Below are 17746 nucleotides of genomic sequence, written 5' to 3' on the forward strand. Positions count from 1 at the left end.
TTTATTTTTCCTTTTTTCTTTTTTTTAATAGCTAATAATTTATAATAGTTCTAATAAAAATTTAAACAGCAAACTAATTAGGACAATATTATGAATTCTAAGAAATATAATAAAGTGGCTGTTGGTGGAACCTTTGATAAATTTCATGACGGTCATAAAAAATTGTTATCTACAGCTTTTGAAATTGCTTCTAATGTGGAGATTGGAGTAACTTCAGATGCATTTGGTGGTTTAAAAGGAGATATTGACTCTTGTAAAGTTAGAATGTCAAATCTTAAGTCTTTTTTCAATGACAAATCTAATTTTATAATAGTTCCGTTAGATGATCCGTATGGAACTACCATTTATGATAGTGATTTTGATGCAATCGTTGTTAGTGGAGAGACTGAACCTACTGCGGTTGAAATTAATAAAATTAGAGTTTCTAAGGGTATGAACCCTCTTGATATTGTTGTTGTTAGTTTTGTGTTAGCATATGATGGCACACCTATCTCGTCTACTAGAATCAGACGTGGAGAAATTAATAAAAATGGTGATGTAATAATCTAATTACAAAAAAATAATCGATATGTTTATATGTTCATTTCGATAATATAGGTATAGAACATATTAATTATTCATGTTGATAATTTTTATGTAAAATTGAGGTGGTTATATGGCAGTAAAAATAGATTCTAATTTATGCGGACACATTGAAAATTGCCCGGTACAAGGTTTATGCATTAAACTTTGTGAACAGGGTGCAATCATTGAAGAAGATGGGGATGTAAAAATAGTCCCAGAAAATTGTGATGATTGCGATCTTTGCATTCAAAATTGTCCAAATCAGGCAATTTCTAAAGCATAAGAGGGATTTCAATGTTTAATATTGAAAGAAATGGTGAAGAACACCGTAAATTATCCTACAATGATTCAAATTGTGTAGGTTGTGGGATTTGTACTGATGTTTGTCCAACTTCTTCTTTAAGATTAGGACCTCTTGTTCCTATTGCTAGAGGTTTAATTGAAATGGATTTGATTTCAGTTAATGCAGACACTTGTGTATTTTGCGGATTATGTTCAGTTGCTTGTCCGTTTGATTCATTATCATTGGAGATTGATAATGTAAACATTCAAAAATTGGGTAATTATCCAGTTTGGGATGTTGAATCAAAAGTTGATGATGAAGAATGTATATACTGTGGCAGATGTTATTCAGTATGTCCTAGAGATTCAATTATCTTCGAAAGAAATCTTCCAGATGCTGTATCTTTAATTAGAGGAGAAATTTCAATAGATGAAGAAAAATGTATCTACTGTTCTTTCTGTGCTGATTTATGTCCGGCAGAAGCAATTGTAATCAGTAATACTCCTACATCCAGTGTGGATTTATTGAATAATTCCATTGAAGTGGATTTGTCAAAATGTGTACAATGCGGAGTATGTAAAAGAGTTTGTCCTGAAAATGCAATTAGACAAATTTGTTCTACTTGTATGTTAAGAGAAGAAATTCCTAAACCTGAAATCACAGGTAACACTTTCATTGCAGAAGATACTTGTGTAAGCTGTTCATGGTGTTCTGAAATTTGTCCTGTAGATGCAATTACAGTAACTAAACCATTTGACGGTAAATTGGAATTAGTTGAGAATGAAGCGGATGAAAAAATTTGTAAAGGTATTGCTTGCCATGCTTGTCAAGATGTATGTCCTTGTAATGCCGTAACAATTGTTGACGGAAAATCAGTTACTAATTTAGACTTCTGTAACTTATGTGGTGCTTGTGTAACTGCATGTCCACAAGATCTCAGAGTTTTAACAAGAACTGCTATGAAGTTAGACAATATCAATTCAGAATCCTGGAAAGAAATTTTAAGTTCAATGATAAATGGAAAATAGAGAGTTTTACTCTCCATTTTCAAATTTTATTTATTAAATATTCTCGTTCTTTTTTTAGCAAATCATTAATGTTAGATTGGGTTTTTTGAGTTATATTAGACATATAACTTCCAACAAAGAGTACTATTATCAGTAATCCTCCTATAATTAGGATTAATTCGGCACTTCCTTGTCCTTTGTTGTCTAATTTTTGATTATACATGGGTCCTGTTGTCAAGAATGGTGTTCCTGACGTCCATGATGTCGTCTTTTGCTTTCAAACTTCTGTCACTAGTGTCCATATATGATCTGTATATGGTCAGTGCAAGTAGAGCAATTACAATAACTCCTCCGAATAGGAGAATGTATTCTGCTGCTCCTTGACCTGAATTTTCATTGATGAATAAGTTCATATTTTTCATAGTTTTCACCAAATTAATATTGTATTTTTTTCTATATTAATATTACTATCTTATAAAAAAGTATTACTGTAAATTTTTTTTCCCATTTTTTGCCCCTTTTTTCCATTAAATTTATAAATGGTGTTGTAGATATTCTATAATAGTTAAAATAATAGAGTGATTTTTAAACTAAGGGTGAAAACATGGGAAATACTATAAAATTAGTTTCAGGTTTTATTTTATTTGTAATTGGTATTCTCATAGCATATGAGACAAGTGTATATAATTTATTAGATATTCTGCTGATAGTTGGTCTAATCATTTCTATCGTCGGAATAATCTTAATCATTAGCTATTTTGTAGAATATAATGCGGATAGGACTACAAATATGCTAAAAGACTTTTTAACTTCAAATGAATTTAACGATTCTTCAATAGGAAAGTCATCTTCTTTAGGAAAATCTTCCTCTTCTTTTACAAGACCTTCTTTACCAAAATTTGAAAGAAAAACTAAAAATAATCCACCTTCATTAAATCCTAGGAATGAATTTAATGAATATGATGATTCAGGTTATGATGATTTGGTATTGGATGAATTTGAAGAATATGATACAGACCAATATCTTAGGGAGGATTATGAGGACATTGCATCAAAATCTGTTTTAAATGTTGTTCCTCAAGAAGAAGCTGATGTTGACTTTGATAGACAATTAACTTTCACTCCTCGCTATGCAAAACCATTGAAAGTTACTAGAGCTCCTAAAAAACGTGAAGGAAATTATTTTGTTGAAGAAATTCCTCAGTTTAACGATGCTAATGATAAATCTGACGAAATTATTAAAGTATTGGCTGAAGAACCTATTGTTCCAGAACATGTTGAACCTCAAATTGAGGAAGTTCCTAAAGTTGCAGAACCTAGGGACATTAAAATTGATTTAAACAATCCTGAAAGTTTACCGGTTCCAAAATTACTTAAAAGTTATGTAATTTCTGGTACTGGTTTAGTAACTTCACAAGAAGCTTTTGATCAATTGGCTGGCAATGTTAATAAAGAAATCATGTTGGAAATCCCTTCCTTGAGGGATTTGTCAGACAGATTCTTATCACATGTTCCAACAATATATTCCAGGGTTATCATTGATGAATTTGATATTTCTGACATGTCTTACATGTTTTTAATTTCATCTCTTCTAAAACAGGGAGTACACATTAAAACAGTTCCTAAAGTACATACAGTCAATTTGATTGCTGATGATTCTCACGCAATGATAATCTCTGAAGGAGAAAATGATTTTGAATATGGAGCAATTTATGATGATAGGAATTCTATTTCAAACATAAGAGCCAATTTTGAAAAAACTTGGAACATTGCTTCTAATTTAGACGAATCTATTATTATTGGTGCTATGGGAGGAGCAGCATAATGGAAATTAGATGGTTAGGGCATTCAGCTTTTGAAATTATCAGTGATGATAATGTAAAGATTTTAATTGATCCATTTATTAGCAATAACCCTGCTTGCGAAGTTCCTGTTGAGGAACTCAACCCTGACATTATTTTAATCACTCATGGTCACTCTGACCATTTTGGCGATGCATTAGAAATATCTAACAGTACTAATGCACCTATAGCTTGTATTCATGAAATTTCACTCTTTTTAGCTAAACAGGGTATTAGAAACATTGGTGTAAATATTGGTGGATCATTTATATTTAGAAATATTAAATTTACAATGCTTGATGCAAAACATTCATCCGATATTGATATTGTAGAGGAAATCACTCCGGGAGGTTCTGCTGCTAGCTTTTTAATAACCTTTGAAGATGGAACTAAAATATTCCATGCCGGAGATACCGGTTTGTTTGGTGATATGAAAGGTATTATTGGTGAAATCTACAAGCCTGATGTAGTATTGATTCCTATTGGTGATAAGTTTACAATGGGTCCGTTCGAAGCGGCTCTTGCTTCAATGTGGTTAAATCCAAAGGTAGTTATTCCAATGCATTATAATACTTTCCCGCCTATAGAACAAGACCCTGCAATTTTTGCCAATTTTGTAAGTCAGTTTAACCCTAATATCGATGTAGTGGTTATGAATCCTGATGAATATTTTGAATTTAATCCTGAAGACTATCAGGATTAATTTTTTTCATATTTTTTTCTTTGATGATATTCTTCATCTATGTCACATTTTCCTGAAGGCAGCACCCTTACAATATCATCAAGAGTTAACAAATCGTCTTCATTGATTTTTCCAAGTATTTTTTTTGCTATTGCTTCTTTTTTTGTAAATCCTGGTTTTAGAACAACAAAGTTTTCACAATGTGCTTCAAGTGCATCAATTGGTCCTGCCATTATTCGTTTTCCTTCATAATCTACAATACCGACAGCTATTTTTACCCTTGCACCTCGAATGTAATTTCTGTGCCCTCTTATGACAAATGATCCTTTTGCTAAAAATTCTCCGGATTCAGGTGTTTTTGAAACTTGTTCCGGATTCACCCAGTATACGTCTTGAGATGTGAAACCCAATGACCAAGCAGATGAAAATGATGCTGCAAATTCCCCTGATTCTTTAAGAATATTGTCATTTAATTCATGGCCGTTTAATTTTACTGCAGTTGATGATGCACCATGTATATCTGCATGCAAGTAAATGTCTTTTGGGTCTAAGTATTTTTTCACTATGCTTTCATTTGTATTTGCATCACGGCCTCCAACCACCAGAATATTGTCTGAGCTTACGAACCATCTTAATTTTTCATACCATTTCAGATTTTTCTTAACTCTCTTTTTAGGAGTTGAAATATTTTCCATGGCTATGTCCTTTTTGGCTTTTATTTCTTCAAGCTGTTTTTTGGTATTTTCAATAGCTATTAATGCACCTTTTGTTTTTCTTTTTGCTTTTTTGGCTTTTTCATAATAAACTTCAGCATTTTCAGGAATAGGCAATTTTGGATCAATGATTAGCTTAGTATCGTCAATGTCTAAAGTTAAAACGCCTAATTTATCTATTGAGTCGAAAATTTGAGCTTCAGCCATGCCATCTTTTTTAGCATTTTTCAGGATTTTACCAATTTCTTTAAAAGAGTAGTCCTTACTCCTTGCTGAGTTGACAACATTTATTATGTTTTCGATGGTAGGGTAATTAGAATAAATAACCTCTCCTTTATGTTGACATTCTTCGATAGTAGTGTTAAAATTATCAAGTGTTTCTTCTTGTAAACGCAATCTTTTTTCAAACTTGTTTACTTTTTTATTCCATGCCGCTTCTTTAATGTCTTTTATGCCGGTGTTTATCTTTTTTGAATAAAACTCATCACATGCTTCATTGAAGTTTGAATAATATGTCTTTTCAAAATCATCATATTTTATCAAATCCAGCGGTACAACATCTTCCTTTGATTCATTTTTAACAATTTGAGGTTTAGCAGATTCATTTTTCAAATTATCGAATAATTTTTTAAGACTTTCATATAATGCATTTTGCTGCGCATCAGTTAACTCGCCATTAGGCGTATTTTTATCAATTTCAGTTATTTCATTAGCTCTCTTTATGATTTCTTCTGCATAGAGGCTGCCCAAACCATTTCTTGCGAGGGTTCTTACGACGTCACTGTCCTCTTCAAAGATGGTTTTGAACTCATCTTCGCTGACGCTGATTGGATTTATTCCTCTTTCTTCAGGGAATATGTATTCTTTTTTGGAGCTTATGTCTCTGTCACTCCAATGTTTTCTTTTCAATGGTAAAACGATATTGTTTTCATCATCTAAAAGAATAATATTTCCTTTATCGAATAATTCAACAATTAGTGTATAGTATTTATCTTTTTTGACTTTGATTTCCACTACACGATCAAAATTATGCTGTTTCACACTTTCCACATGCGCTCCCTTTATTTTTTTCCTTAAAAGCATGGGAAATGTTGGTGGATTGGTTGGATTTTCAAGAGGATATTGGCTGGTATGTATTCTGGAGCCGCATTGCATCACTAGATCAACTCTACCGGTTCCTGCAACGTGAAATCTAATTACAACGATATCATTAGTTGGTTGGAATGATTTATCTACTCTTGCACCACTTAATAATTTATTCAATTCATCACTTATTGTATAAATGTCTACGTTAGACATGGATTTCATTATAAAACACCTTAATTAATCAATACTTTAATATATTATAATCACTAAAATTATATTAATATATTTAATTATGGAGGATATCAATGGACACAACTGTAAAAGTTACAACAATTCATATTATTTTTGGTCTTATTGCAGCTTTGATTTCAACTGGTTTGACAGTAGGTTGGTTTGGATTTAAAAATGAAATTTTTGCAGGCTTTGTTGCATTAATTATATTGTATTTTGTCGGCCAATTCTGTCAAAAGATAGCTGGTGAAGAAATTTCCGGTTTCTCCCAATGGTTATGGGATGGAATTTCACCGTTCTTTTTCACTTGGGTTATTTCATATACATTATTTGTAATGTATTTATAATCCCCCAAAGAAAATCCACATAAACACTATTAATAATGCTGTAATAAGCAAAACTGGAGCTATAATTTTACTGACGGCCACAACTGAACTGATTGTAGATATCAATTCGGTTGAATTGTTTGGTCCAAAAGTATTAAGATTTCTAATCTTTTCGGTTCCAGTTCCAACTTCTACTTTTTCTAAATCTTTAAGAGCTTCTTGAATACTTTCTCTAACGTATTCAATTATTCTTTGTCTTTTTGCGATTCCGATAGGGTTATATCCTCTTGAGATTGTATTTACGGTATGGGTATCGGTTGTCATTACTTCTATTTCGTCAATATCCAAATCCTTCACTGCATCCATTATTTCTTGTCTAAATCCAATTTCCATGTTATTGGAATCAAATAGAACATATGCGGTTCTTTGATTATCCACTTCGATAATCATGGTTTTTATGCCGCTTTCACCGACACCTTCCTGTTTATCCAAATCAGGCATGTCATTTTGCCAGCAGCCTATTTTAATTGAATCTTTATTTTGATCTGGATTAATTTTGTCGATAACATCAATCAAATCGAACACTTCTGAATTTCCAGGAAGAACCTCTCCACTTTCAGGGGCAAATGAGTTATGACAATCCACAATAACAGAGTCTTTTACTGCACACCTGCTCCTACTTTGTGCCATCATGGTCAATCCTACACCAAATTCGATATCATCAACGGCTTCAGGTGCAAAAGTGGATAAAATGACCATTCCTTCATTGAAAAATTGAACACCTATATTTGCATTCTCAGAATTGTATCTGACAAATCTGCTTGCATTTGGTGAATAGGTTACCTTTTTCAAACCTTTTTTTACGGTTTCTTCTATTTTATCGATTTCAGAAACTGCAATTGGGTTAAAATCATGTGTTGAAGGACCATGTGCCACCATTGTAAAGTGATTAAATTTATTTGCAAGGATGGTTGGCATGTTTGATCCTCCCAAGTCTCCAAGAGGGCCTGGATGAACTGATGGGGAAATGAATAATGCTTTAATTCCTTCTTCAGTTTTAAAACTAATGAAAGTAACGACAGTATCAATAGCTTCACTCATATTTTCGAATAATCCTTCAAGGGAGTTTGACCCTTCATTCATATGTGCAATGAATAAACTCAATAAATCCAAAACACCGATTCCCAGGTTTTTCTTAAATGGTGAAGCAATGACTTTTATGAATGCATAAATTGCAAGAACAAATATTATTCCGGCAATAATTGCTTTTACAGTAATCTGAAAAATAACAGGTCCGATAAAGCTTGCATCCGCACCTAAAAATGCAATTAATGTATACATTGCTAGGATTAATAAAGGCTGAATCAAACCGGCTCCTGCCGCAATGGTAAACCTTACCTTGGAGGTTGCCCAGAAGACCAAAGTATTAAATCCATATATCATGACACAGCCGAAAAGTAGGGAATTTAAGAATAAATCCCATCCGGTTATTCTGGAAATAATTCCTCCGACAACAATCACTAAACATAAAAATGTCATTGAAAGTGCTGACAGGAACATTGAATGTTTAATCTTTAAATTGATTCCGTTAAGGCCGCTGATTGTTTGTTGGTTGAGGGCACCGCTCATGATTGATGTAAACCCAAATACCATCAAACCGAATATGCCTCCGTATATTATATCTCCCAATATTCCGTAAGGGATAAAGTCGATTAGATAATATAAACCTCCCATGATAAAACTGATTATTATCATTCCCAAAATCGAATATTTAGTTTTTGGCAAGGTTGTAATATACTTTGATAATCCTGCAACACTACTCATACTTGACATGATATTTTGTCCTACACTTTTTCTCTAATACATATAAAAGTTAGTCATAACAAATATATTAAATTTATCAAAATCAATTTTATATTTTCCATTAATCAATCTGTGATATTCTTTAATATAGATTTGGTCACAATCTTATATTAAATTTAATATTAATTATCCTGAACAAATTCAATTTAAGTTAATAATAAAAAAAATTCAATGATGGATTGCTGGTATGTCAAAATTAGATTTATTGAATTATTGTACTATACATTATTTTTGCCCATTAAATTTTTAAATCTAAAAGTTGTATATATTGATAGAAATCTAATATTTTTTTAATTAAAATTAGTTATAATGTCAAGGTGTAAAAATGGAAAGAAAATTGAATGTTCCAATTAAAGATGAAAATTTATCTGAATTAAATGCGGGGGATGTAGTTTATTTAACCGGAAATATTTTAACTGCAAGGGATCAGGCTCATAAACGTTTACTCGAGCAGGGGGCTCCATTGGATATTGAAGGTGCTGTCTTATTCCATGCAGGGCCAATCATTTCTAAAAAAGATGGGGAATATGAGATGGTTGCTGTCGGTCCTACAACTTCAATGAGGATGAATCCTTACCAAAGTGATGTTTTGGATATGGGTCCTAAAATTGTCATCGGCAAAGGAGGAATGGACGATACTGTTCGTGAAGCATTAGTCAGAAATGAGGCGATTTATGTCGTGGCTACTGGAGGTTGTGCTGCATTATATGTTGATGCTGTTGAAGAAATCGAAAGTGTGGATTGGCTGGACTTGGGAATGCCTGAAGCAATGTGGAATTTAAAAGTTAAAGATTTTGGACCCCTTATAGTGGCAATGGACAGTCATGGTAATAGTTTATATGACTGATTTTTAGATTAAAAGCTAAATGCTTATATATAATTGAATTTATAGTATATTTTAATTTACATTAATTTTTATAAGAATTTATGGAAGTGTAATTATGGCTGATGATATTGATGTATTAGCGGAAAAAAAATTGAAATCTAGAATGACAAAAATTAGGAAATGTAACAGAGAACCTGAAGAGAAAGAAAAATTTTCTCAAAAAATGGGCACTACATTTAGAATAGAATTCCAAAATAAGAATCCTGAAAAACTTATGGATGAAATAAGTATTATCACTAATCCTGATGGTAAAATCTTATTTGCAGAATATGCATATATGATTCCCGAAACAGAAGAATACACTACAATAGATGTTAATGAAAAACAATTAAAAGCGATATTGGAATTCTTTGATGATTACAAATTAAAATTAGATGACTCTGATTAGATGATAATTAATAATTCTTTAGATGAAGTAAAAAAAAGAGAAAAGGCTCTTTCTATTATTAAGAATATAGTCGAAGAAATTGGTAGATCTTCACTTTATGATTTAACTGGTTTATCTGGGGGTTTTATAGCGTCACCTTCTGAAATCAGTCTTTTGGAAACATATGTTGGTCCAGCTATTTTCGAAGAGGAATTGCAGGATGTTGGAAAGGACCATATGGGTGGAGAAAAAATTTTACCATTAAATAGGACTTCATCTGGAATATTGGCAACAATTTTAGCTCTTGTTAGTAAAGATTCCAATGTAGTACATTATCTTGCCAAGTTACCTGCACATCCATCCATTCCAAGAAGTTGTAGTTTAGTTGGTGCAAATTACTTTGAAACAGATGTTTTTGATGAATTTTCAATACCTGAAAATACTTCATTGGTTGTTGTAACAGGTTCAACAATGGACCATAAAGTGATTGATGAAGATGAATTTAGGAAAGTCATTGAAATGGCTCATGAAAGGAATATACCGGTCATGGTTGATGATGCATCCGGTGCAAGACTTAGAACAGTTGTTTTCAATCAGCCTAAAGCATGTGATTTGGGTGCGGATATTGCAATTACCAGTACAGATAAATTAATGCCGGGTCCAAGAGGGGGGCTTATGGCAGGTCGTAAAGATTTAATTGATGAAATTAAGGTTAAAGTCAATCAGTTCGGTCTTGAAGCGCAACCTCCGGCTGTTCTTGCAATGGTAAATGGTATTAAACATTTTGATGAAAATAATTTAATAAACAGTTTTTCTAGAAAAGACGAACTGTTTGAATTGTTAAATGAAAAATTCAGTAATTTTAAAACTACTCCTACAGGTGTCATGATTTCTCCTGAAGGTTTGGCCAGTGAAATAACCGTTCAGCATAATTTGTCTGATAATGATTTGGCTTTTGTATTTTCATTTATTTTATTGAAAGATTATGGAATTATTACAATTCCTGCAGTTTCAATGCCTGGTGCATCTGCTACAATACGTTTTGATTTATCTACTAATGATGCATTTAATCTTGATTTAAATGATTTATGTAAAAAAATAGAATCTTCATTTAATAAGCTACAAGAAGTAGTTATTAATGAAGATAAATGTAGGGAGATTGTATTTTAGTTTTTGATAATACATTCTCCGGAAATTACTTTTTTCAAGGTTCCATCAATTTTTTCAACTATAAGAGCTCCTTCTTTATTGATTCCTACAACATAACCGTCATAGTAAGTATTAAATGGTTCTCTTACTTCAACTATTTTTCCGATGGAATATGAACGTTTTCTCCATTCTTTTAGGATAGTTTCATATCCTTCATGATTGAAAAGTTCACTAATTTTTTCGAATTCTTCTAAGAATATCTTAATTAAAAGGTTTTCATTTCCTTCTCTTTTAAGTTCTTCTTTAAGGGTTGTTGTTCCTGACTGTAATTCTTCAGGGAATTGGGACACTTCTAAATTTGCATCAATTCCCACTCCAATAATGACATTTTCAACAGTATTGAATTTGGCTATTGCTTCAGTCAATATTCCGCAGACCTTCTTGCCGTTAATCATTATGTCATTAGGCCATTTAATCTCAGGATTTTCAACACCTACTTTTTCAAGAGTTTTTGCAACTGCCACTCCTGTGGCTAGTGTAATCATTGGGAATTTGGATTGGTCAACATCGGGTTTTAATATGATTGACAGCCATACTCCTCCCAATGGAGATTCCCATGATTTTCCTGATCTGCCTTTTGCCTTAGTTTGCTTTTCAGAGATTATGACAGTTCCATTTTCTACATCGTGCATTGATAAGAATTTTGCAACGGTATTTGTTGATTCAACTTCCCTGTAAACATATAATTCTTTACCGATGTAGTCTGTTTTCAAATCTTTTAAAATTTCAGATTTCTTAATGTGTTCTGTTTCTTCGTTTCCAAGATCTTTTATGACTTGTGAAAAGTCATCGATTTCAATATTTGATATTTCACTTATTGTTTTTTCAGAAAGTTTATTTTCTTTTTTTAATAAGTTTACAATTTCGTTTCGCATTAATTAATCTCCAAAATCACTCTTGTTGGTTTTTCTTTTTATTTTCTTGCTGTTTTTTAAAATCTTTTTGTCTTTTAACATCATGCTGATGTTTAACCTGATTTTGGTATGACCCGACAGCAGCTGAAATTGCAGCTATCTTTTTACTGTGCATGAAAGTTGATTTTAATTTGTTTACGTACTCTGCATCCTCTTCAATAACATTGACCATTTCAACGTCAATATCTTTTTTATGTAAATCGATGAAGTGAGTATTCAAATCTCCTGAAATGAAATTTGGATTTTTCAAAACAGCTTTATGGAATGGAATAGTGGTTCTGACACCTAAAATGATGTATTCTCTTAATGCTCTTTGCATTTTAGTAATTGCATCTTCCCTATTTCTACCATAGGTAATCAATTTGGAAATCATTGAATCATAGAATGTTGGAATTGTATAATTCATATAAACTCCACTGTCTAAACGTACACCAGGTCCTCCAGGTGATCTGTAACCTGTAATTCTTCCAGGATTTGGTGCAAAGTCATTCAATGGATCTTCAGCATTAATACGACATTCAATTGCATGTCCTGAAACTTGAATATCATTTTGGGCATAGGTCAATTCTTCACCAGCTGCGATTTTAATTTGTTCTTTGATTAAATCGGTGTTGGTGATAAGTTCTGTAATTGGATGTTCTACCTGTATACGTGTGTTCATTTCAAGGAAATAGTAGTTTCCATTGTCATATAAGAACTCAACAGTACCTGCACTGGTATATCCGATATATTCTGCAGCTTTTACTGCGCTGCTTCCCATTTGTTCCCTTAATTCATCAGTCATGATTGGGGAAGGTGCCTCTTCAAGAAGCTTTTGATGTCTTCTTTGAATTGAACATTCTCTGTCACAAACGTGAATTACATTACCATGTTCGTCTGCTAATATCTGGAATTCAATATGACGTGGGCTTTCTAGATATTTTTCAATAAATACAGTCGAATCTCCGAAGTTTGTACCTGCAACAGATTGTGTAGTTTCAATAGCCTGCACGAGTTCTTCTTCTTTGTAAACTGCACGCATACCTATTCCTCCACCTCCTGCTGAAGCTTTTACAATAACAGGATATCCGATTTGTTTTGCAATTTCTTTTGCTTCTTCAATATCACTGATTCCTTCAGGAGTACCTTCAATAACAGGGACGCCCGCTTTTTTCATGAGAGCTTTTGATGTAATTTTATCTCCCATTTGGTTAATTACGTCCCCTGTAGGTCCTATAAGTTTAATTCCATTTTTTTCACACTCTTCTCCAAGGCTAGGGTTTTCAGCTAAAAATCCGTAACCAGGGTGTATCGCATCAGCTCCGCAATCATTTGCAATGCCTATAATTTTCTCTATATTTAAATAAGATTTTGCTGGTGACGGATTTCCTAAAGGATAACTTTCATCAGCATATTTTGTATATAAAGAAGTTTTGTCAGCATCAGAATAAATTGCTACTGTGTCAATGCCAAGTTCACGACATGCACGCATAACTCTTATTGCGATTTCTCCTCTATTTGCAATTAATACTTTTTCAAACATGTGAAACCTCAAAGTAATTTTTTTATACTAACATTATATTATATATTAAATAATTATTAAAGATGTTGATTTTATGAAGAAAATTACTAAAAAAAGACATTTGGAAATGAAACTTCAATCGATTCCACCCCATCCTAATCCCAAGGTTGGTCTCGAACAGTATACGACACCTTCCATAATTGCTTCTGATTTAATCTGGAATGCCACTTCTCTTGGCGATATTGAAGATATGAATGTTCTGGATTTAGGTTGCGGCAGCGGCATTTTCACAATCGCTTCTGCATTAATGGGTGCAAATTTGGCCTGTGGTGTGGATGTGGATGCCGATTCAATCCAATTGGCAAATGAGACTTCACAAAAATTAAATCTCGACAACACAGATTACATTTTAAGCGATATTTGTGATTTTAATAATAGCTTTGATGCAGATACTATTATTCAGAATCCTCCATTCGGATCACAAAGAAGTGCAAAAGGCGGTGAAGATTTAAAGTTTGTTAAAAAAGCCTGTGAAATTGAACCTCAGGTTTTATATTCATTTCACATGGCATCCACTGAAGAGTTTTTGATTAAGTTTTATCAAAACAATGGTTTGGAAATTACTCATATATTCAGATATGATTTTCCAATTCCTAAGATTTATGAGTTTCACACAAAAGAAAAACAGAATGTTGATGTTATTGCGATTAGGGCATTGACAGATTTTTAATTTTTATTTAATTTTTATTTTTTTCAGCCATTTATTAGTAAAAACAATACCTTTATATAGGGGTTGTCACATATTTTATATTAATATATTCTCTGAGTATAAAAAAGTTGGTAGCATAATAAGAAGCTACGGATATTATAATTGATATAATATTTTGTAAATGTGTAAGTCTATTTAGTGATAGCTATATAAATGTAGGGTAATCTTTATATACTTTGCTTAACATATTGTTTAGTAATGTATAAAGATGAGCTATCTATATTTATTCCAAATTCATTTCTTTCTGAGTCTAAAGACCTTAAAATTCGTACTTATAAGGTTGGAATTTTAGGAAGGGCTTTAGCTATTTTTCAAGCAGATAATGTGATTATTTATAATGATAATCATGATAAAAATGAAGATGGAGATCTTGATGGAGATTTTATTGCTGAAATTCTGAGTTATATGAATACTCCTCAATATTTGAGGAAAAAAGCATTTCCTATAAGGCCGGAATTAAAGCATGTTGGAATTCTTCCACCGCTTAGGACTCCTCATCATCCTGTTAATAGTCAACCAGACGTGGGGGATTATAGACAAGGTTTCACTGTTAAGAGAAATAAGAAAGGAACTTTTGTTGATATAGGTATGGATAAACTTGCATTCTGTAAAGAGCAACTTTCAGTTAAAAAAATTTTTGACTTTAAGATTACTAAAATTGCTAAGAAAGAAGTAATAGTCACACCTGATAAACCAGATGACGTTTACTGGGGATATAATGTAATGTCCTCTAATAAGAGTCTTAAAAATAGCTTAAAATTAATTAAACCTGATCTTGTTGTGGAAACTACAAGATATGGAGATTATATTGATTCTATTTTTGATGAATTAAAACATAAAGTAGATGAATGTAAAAGTATTGCTATTTTATTTGGTGGCCCTTATTCTTCAATAGCAGAAGATGTTTCCAATCCGAATTGGGATTTGTATAAAATAAATACTATTCCAAATCAGGGAACAGAAACTGTTAGAACTGAAGAGGCAGTTGTCGCTACACTTTCTTTATTTAACTTTATGAGATTTTAATTCTCTTTGATTTATTAGTTTTATCACGCTAATAGATAACTTGCTCAACTTTTTATACATTAATGTTTTTAGGACTCTCCTAAAAATAAGCTTAGCGCAGAATGATTTATACATTGGATATATTCTTCATTGTGCTTCAATTTGTAAAAACTCAATGGAATATATTGAAATTTAATATTTATCTAGTTGTAATCTTTTTTACAGCTATTTATTATCTCGATGAGATTATACTATGTATGATTCTTGTCAACTTGTATGATAGCTATTCATTTAGCTATTCGATTTAAAAAATTAAATTGATTGAAAAAATAAGGAAAAATATTAATAAGGAGGTTAAAATAAATGGTAAGACATCACCAGCCAAGAAAAGGGTCTGTTGCTTTTAGTCCAAGGAAAAGAGCAGCTAAAGAAACCCCTAGAGTAAAATCTTGGCCTCAAATTGATGAACCAAAATTACTCGGCCTCGCAGGTTATAAAGTCGGTATGACTCACGCTTTAGTCACTGATACTGATAAAAACTCTCCAACTAATGGTATGGAAGTTTTCACTCCAGTTACCGTATTGGAAGTACCTCCGGTCGTAGTAATGGGAATTAGAGCTTATGAAAAAACTTCTCGTGGTTTGAAAGTAATCACCGAAGTACTTGCAGACAATTTAGATCAAGAACTTTCAAGGAAAATTTCTCTTCCTAAGGAATACAATAAATCTGAAGCTATTGCAAAAATACAAGGTGCATTAGAAAACACAGAAGAAATTAGGGTTTTAGTACACACCAATCCAAAAGTAACTAGCGTACCTAAGAAAAAACCGGATATATTTGAATGTGGTATTGGAGGATCCAATCCTGAAGAAAAATTAAACACTGCATTAGAATTATTAGGTAATGAAGTAAAAGCTAGTGAAATCTTCAATGAAGGAGAATTTGTTGATGCTATTGCAACTACAAAAGGAAAAGGATTCCAAGGTGTAGTTAAAAGATGGGGAATTAGAATTCAATATGGTAAAGCTGTAAGAGCAGGTAAAGGTAGACACGTAGGTTCTATTGGTCCTTGGACTCCAGCTAGAACTATGTGGACTGTTGCACAAGCAGGTCAAATGGGTTACCATAAAAGAACTGAATTCAATAAAAGAATTTTAAAAATCGCATCAGCTGATGAAGTTGACCAAATCAACCCTGATGGTGGATTTGTAAAATATGGTGTTGTTAAAAATGATTATGTCTTAGTAAAAGGTTCCCTTCCAGGTCCTTCCAAAAGATTAGTTATCTTAAGACAACCAATCAGACCTAATAATAAAGCTGAGGATATACCTCAAATTAATTACATAAGTACAAAATCTAAACAAGGGGTATAATCATGAAAGTAAACGTTTATTCTATTAATGGGGAAGTCAAAGAAGAAATTGAACTTCCAGCTATTTTTGATGAAGTATATAGACCAGATTTAATCAAAAGAGCAGTACTTTCAGCACAATCTGCTAGAGTACAACCATGGGGTAATGACCCAATGGCAGGTAAAAGAACTTCCGCTAAAGGATGGGGTTCAGGTAGAGGTACCGCAAGAGTACCTAGGATTAAAAATGGTTCTAAAGCAGCTTTTGTACCAATGGCTATTGGTGGTAGACAAGCACACCCTACTAGAGCTGAAAAAAATCATCACGAAAAAATCAACATAAAAGAAAGAAGATTTGCTATCAGATCTGCTGTTGCAGCAACTACCAATAAGGAAATTGTTGAAAACAGAGGTCACAAAGTAGCAGATTTAGAACAAGTTCCTATTATTGTTGAAGATGACATCGAAGAAGTAAAAACCACTAAACAAACTCGTGAAATATTCGAAAACTTAGGTGTTTATGACGATATCATCCGTGCTAAAGAAGGTAAAAGAATCAGAGCTGGTAGAGGAAAAACAAGAGGAAGAAAATACAAAAAAGTAAAAGGACCTCTCGTTGTAGTTGGTGAAGATAAAGGTATTTCTTTAGGTGCAAGAAACCACGCTGGTGTAGATGTTGTAGTTGTTGAAAACTTAAATGCTGAATTATTAGCACCAGGTACTCATGCAGGAAGACTTACTGTTTATACCAAGTCAGCTGTTGAAAAGTTAGGAGGTTTATTCCAATAATTTTGGAAAATAGGTGATTATTATGGATTCATACTCAATTATTATTAAACCTCATGTTACTGAAAAAACCATGAACTTGATCGATATGAACAATGAAATTACTTTTGTTGTAAACCGTAAAGCTAACAAACAACAAATTAAAAAAGCTTTCGAAGAGTTATACGACGAAAAAGTAGCAAAAGTAAATACTCATATCTCTCCTAAAGGTGTAAAAGTAGCATACATTAAACTTGTTGAAGAAGAAATGGCAGAAGAACTCGCTGTCAGAATAGGAGTATTCTAAGGAGGAATTATAATGGGAAAACGATTAATTCATCAAAGAAGAGGTAGAGGAACTCCTGCACACCGTGTTGCTTCT

The 17746-nt window shown here is 32.5% G+C and carries 20 protein-coding genes; 14 read left to right on the top strand and 6 right to left on the bottom strand.

The features are described from left to right. Window positions 1–90 precede the first annotated feature (90 nt). The 3 genes from ACJMLH_RS08865 to fwdF all read left to right on the top strand — a co-directional run bounded on the left by ACJMLH_RS08865 (window position 91) and on the right by fwdF (window position 1875). Window positions 91–549, top strand: coding sequence for a phosphopantetheine adenylyltransferase (locus tag ACJMLH_RS08865; RefSeq protein WP_405276823.1), 459 nt, complete (start codon window positions 91–93; stop codon window positions 547–549). Between the two features lie 106 nt (window positions 550–655). Further along, window positions 656–847, top strand: a complete 192-nt coding sequence (locus ACJMLH_RS08870) for a 4Fe-4S binding protein (RefSeq protein ID WP_405276825.1) — start codon at window positions 656–658, stop codon at window positions 845–847. A gap of 11 nt (window positions 848–858) precedes the next feature. Continuing rightward, window positions 859–1875 carry a tungsten-dependent formylmethanofuran dehydrogenase subunit FwdF gene (gene fwdF / locus ACJMLH_RS08875; protein WP_405276827.1) on the top strand — a complete coding sequence of 339 codons (1017 nt, stop codon included), beginning with the start codon at window positions 859–861 and terminating at the stop codon, window positions 1873–1875. 19 nt (window positions 1876–1894) lie between these two features. Here fwdF and ACJMLH_RS08880 read toward each other — a convergent pair whose 3' ends face one another. Then, window positions 1895–2077, bottom strand: a complete 183-nt coding sequence (locus ACJMLH_RS08880; protein WP_405276829.1) for a class III signal peptide-containing protein — start codon at window positions 2075–2077, stop codon at window positions 1895–1897. Beyond that, complete coding sequence (locus ACJMLH_RS08885) at window positions 2070–2276, bottom strand: class III signal peptide-containing protein (RefSeq protein ID WP_405276831.1); 207 nt, start codon at window positions 2274–2276, stop codon at window positions 2070–2072. The genes ACJMLH_RS08880 and ACJMLH_RS08885 overlap by 8 nt, the downstream gene beginning before the upstream one ends. Window positions 2277–2458: 182 nt before the next feature. Between ACJMLH_RS08885 and ACJMLH_RS08890 the strand changes: the two genes are divergently transcribed. Both ACJMLH_RS08890 and ACJMLH_RS08895 read left to right on the top strand, forming a co-directional pair. Further along, window positions 2459–3679 carry a hypothetical protein gene (locus ACJMLH_RS08890; protein ID WP_405276833.1) on the top strand — a complete coding sequence of 407 codons (1221 nt, stop codon included), beginning with the start codon at window positions 2459–2461 and terminating at the stop codon, window positions 3677–3679. Further along, window positions 3679–4398, top strand: a complete 720-nt coding sequence (locus ACJMLH_RS08895) for a metal-dependent hydrolase (RefSeq protein WP_405276835.1) — start codon at window positions 3679–3681, stop codon at window positions 4396–4398. The genes ACJMLH_RS08890 and ACJMLH_RS08895 overlap by 1 nt, the downstream gene beginning before the upstream one ends. Here the strand turns inward: ACJMLH_RS08895 and rqcH are convergent. Then, window positions 4395–6398, bottom strand: a complete 2004-nt coding sequence (rqcH, locus tag ACJMLH_RS08900; protein ID WP_405276837.1) for a ribosome rescue protein RqcH — start codon at window positions 6396–6398, stop codon at window positions 4395–4397. The genes ACJMLH_RS08895 and rqcH overlap by 4 nt on opposite strands. An 83-nt stretch (window positions 6399–6481) precedes the next feature. On the opposite strand from rqcH, the gene ACJMLH_RS08905 reads away from it, so the two are divergent. Next, a complete protein-coding gene (locus tag ACJMLH_RS08905; RefSeq protein ID WP_405276839.1) occupies window positions 6482–6754 on the top strand; it encodes a hypothetical protein in 273 nt (90 codons plus the stop codon). Here the strand turns inward: ACJMLH_RS08905 and ACJMLH_RS08910 are convergent. After that, a complete protein-coding gene (locus tag ACJMLH_RS08910; RefSeq protein WP_405276840.1) occupies window positions 6749–8566 on the bottom strand; it encodes a DUF2070 family protein in 1818 nt (605 codons plus the stop codon). The genes ACJMLH_RS08905 and ACJMLH_RS08910 overlap by 6 nt on opposite strands. 355 nt (window positions 8567–8921) lie before the next feature. Between ACJMLH_RS08910 and ACJMLH_RS08915 the strand changes: the two genes are divergently transcribed. From ACJMLH_RS08915 to ACJMLH_RS08925, 3 genes are all read left to right on the top strand, one after another. Then, the gene (locus tag ACJMLH_RS08915; protein ID WP_405276842.1) at window positions 8922–9443 is read left to right on the top strand and encodes a FumA C-terminus/TtdB family hydratase beta subunit; all 522 of its coding nucleotides are present in this window, start codon (window positions 8922–8924) and stop codon (window positions 9441–9443) included. A 94-nt stretch (window positions 9444–9537) separates the two neighbouring features. Continuing rightward, window positions 9538–9870 (top strand): hypothetical protein, encoded by a 333-nt coding sequence (locus tag ACJMLH_RS08920; protein ID WP_405276844.1) that lies wholly within the window; start codon window positions 9538–9540, stop codon window positions 9868–9870. Further along, window positions 9871–11019: a TIGR03576 family pyridoxal phosphate-dependent enzyme gene (locus ACJMLH_RS08925; RefSeq protein ID WP_405276846.1), complete on the top strand. Its 1149-nt coding sequence runs from the start codon at window positions 9871–9873 to the stop codon at window positions 11017–11019. It abuts the gene before it with no gap. Here the strand turns inward: ACJMLH_RS08925 and ACJMLH_RS08930 are convergent. After that, the gene (locus tag ACJMLH_RS08930) at window positions 11016–11933 is read right to left on the bottom strand and encodes a biotin--[acetyl-CoA-carboxylase] ligase (protein ID WP_405276848.1); all 918 of its coding nucleotides are present in this window, start codon (window positions 11931–11933) and stop codon (window positions 11016–11018) included. The genes ACJMLH_RS08925 and ACJMLH_RS08930 overlap by 4 nt on opposite strands. Before the next feature lie 16 nt (window positions 11934–11949). Continuing rightward, a complete protein-coding gene (locus ACJMLH_RS08935; protein WP_405276850.1) occupies window positions 11950–13494 on the bottom strand; it encodes an acetyl-CoA carboxylase biotin carboxylase subunit in 1545 nt (514 codons plus the stop codon). A gap of 73 nt (window positions 13495–13567) precedes the next feature. Here ACJMLH_RS08935 and ACJMLH_RS08940 point away from each other — a divergent pair, with 73 nt between their 5' ends. From ACJMLH_RS08940 to ACJMLH_RS08960, 5 genes are all read left to right on the top strand, one after another. Beyond that, on the top strand, window positions 13568–14203 hold the full coding sequence (locus ACJMLH_RS08940) for an METTL5 family protein (RefSeq protein ID WP_405276852.1): 636 nt from the start codon (window positions 13568–13570) through the stop codon (window positions 14201–14203). A 237-nt stretch (window positions 14204–14440) separates the two neighbouring features. Continuing rightward, entirely contained in the window at window positions 14441–15268 is an 828-nt protein-coding gene (locus ACJMLH_RS08945; RefSeq protein ID WP_405276854.1) for a putative RNA uridine N3 methyltransferase, read from the top strand. Between the two features lie 342 nt (window positions 15269–15610). Beyond that, window positions 15611–16621 (top strand): 50S ribosomal protein L3, encoded by a 1011-nt coding sequence (gene rpl3p, locus ACJMLH_RS08950; protein ID WP_405276856.1) that lies wholly within the window; start codon window positions 15611–15613, stop codon window positions 16619–16621. A gap of 2 nt (window positions 16622–16623) precedes the next feature. Then, on the top strand, window positions 16624–17388 hold the full coding sequence (gene rpl4p / locus ACJMLH_RS08955; RefSeq protein WP_405276858.1) for a 50S ribosomal protein L4: 765 nt from the start codon (window positions 16624–16626) through the stop codon (window positions 17386–17388). 22 nt (window positions 17389–17410) lie between these two features. Next, window positions 17411–17671, top strand: coding sequence for a 50S ribosomal protein L23 (locus tag ACJMLH_RS08960; protein WP_405276860.1), 261 nt, complete (start codon window positions 17411–17413; stop codon window positions 17669–17671). The last annotated feature ends 75 nt before the right edge of the window (window positions 17672–17746 follow it).

It is taken from the genome of Methanobrevibacter sp. (assembly GCF_045116495.1).
Taxonomy (GTDB): Archaea; Methanobacteriota; Methanobacteria; order Methanobacteriales; family Methanobacteriaceae; genus Methanocatella.

Excerpts from the sequence above, each read along its gene's own strand:
- ACJMLH_RS08865 (WP_405276823.1), top strand. The coding sequence starts at position 91 with ATGAATTCTAAGAAATATAATAAAGTGGCTGTTGGTGGAACCTTTGAT.
- ACJMLH_RS08870 (WP_405276825.1), top strand. The coding sequence starts at position 656 with ATGGCAGTAAAAATAGATTCTAATTTATGCGGACACATTGAAAATTGC.
- fwdF (WP_405276827.1), top strand. The coding sequence starts at position 859 with ATGTTTAATATTGAAAGAAATGGTGAAGAACACCGTAAATTATCCTAC.
- ACJMLH_RS08880 (WP_405276829.1), bottom strand. The coding sequence starts at position 2,077 with ATGTATAATCAAAAATTAGACAACAAAGGACAAGGAAGTGCCGAATTA.
- ACJMLH_RS08885 (WP_405276831.1), bottom strand. The coding sequence starts at position 2,276 with ATGAAAAATATGAACTTATTCATCAATGAAAATTCAGGTCAAGGAGCA.
- ACJMLH_RS08890 (WP_405276833.1), top strand. The coding sequence starts at position 2,459 with ATGGGAAATACTATAAAATTAGTTTCAGGTTTTATTTTATTTGTAATT.
- ACJMLH_RS08895 (WP_405276835.1), top strand. The coding sequence starts at position 3,679 with ATGGAAATTAGATGGTTAGGGCATTCAGCTTTTGAAATTATCAGTGAT.
- rqcH (WP_405276837.1), bottom strand. The coding sequence starts at position 6,398 with ATGAAATCCATGTCTAACGTAGACATTTATACAATAAGTGATGAATTG.
- ACJMLH_RS08905 (WP_405276839.1), top strand. The coding sequence starts at position 6,482 with ATGGACACAACTGTAAAAGTTACAACAATTCATATTATTTTTGGTCTT.
- ACJMLH_RS08910 (WP_405276840.1), bottom strand. The coding sequence starts at position 8,566 with ATGTCAAGTATGAGTAGTGTTGCAGGATTATCAAAGTATATTACAACC.
- ACJMLH_RS08915 (WP_405276842.1), top strand. The coding sequence starts at position 8,922 with ATGGAAAGAAAATTGAATGTTCCAATTAAAGATGAAAATTTATCTGAA.
- ACJMLH_RS08920 (WP_405276844.1), top strand. The coding sequence starts at position 9,538 with ATGGCTGATGATATTGATGTATTAGCGGAAAAAAAATTGAAATCTAGA.
- ACJMLH_RS08925 (WP_405276846.1), top strand. The coding sequence starts at position 9,871 with ATGATAATTAATAATTCTTTAGATGAAGTAAAAAAAAGAGAAAAGGCT.
- ACJMLH_RS08930 (WP_405276848.1), bottom strand. The coding sequence starts at position 11,933 with ATGCGAAACGAAATTGTAAACTTATTAAAAAAAGAAAATAAACTTTCT.
- ACJMLH_RS08935 (WP_405276850.1), bottom strand. The coding sequence starts at position 13,494 with ATGTTTGAAAAAGTATTAATTGCAAATAGAGGAGAAATCGCAATAAGA.
- ACJMLH_RS08940 (WP_405276852.1), top strand. The coding sequence starts at position 13,568 with ATGAAGAAAATTACTAAAAAAAGACATTTGGAAATGAAACTTCAATCG.
- ACJMLH_RS08945 (WP_405276854.1), top strand. The coding sequence starts at position 14,441 with ATGTATAAAGATGAGCTATCTATATTTATTCCAAATTCATTTCTTTCT.
- rpl3p (WP_405276856.1), top strand. The coding sequence starts at position 15,611 with ATGGTAAGACATCACCAGCCAAGAAAAGGGTCTGTTGCTTTTAGTCCA.
- rpl4p (WP_405276858.1), top strand. The coding sequence starts at position 16,624 with ATGAAAGTAAACGTTTATTCTATTAATGGGGAAGTCAAAGAAGAAATT.
- ACJMLH_RS08960 (WP_405276860.1), top strand. The coding sequence starts at position 17,411 with ATGGATTCATACTCAATTATTATTAAACCTCATGTTACTGAAAAAACC.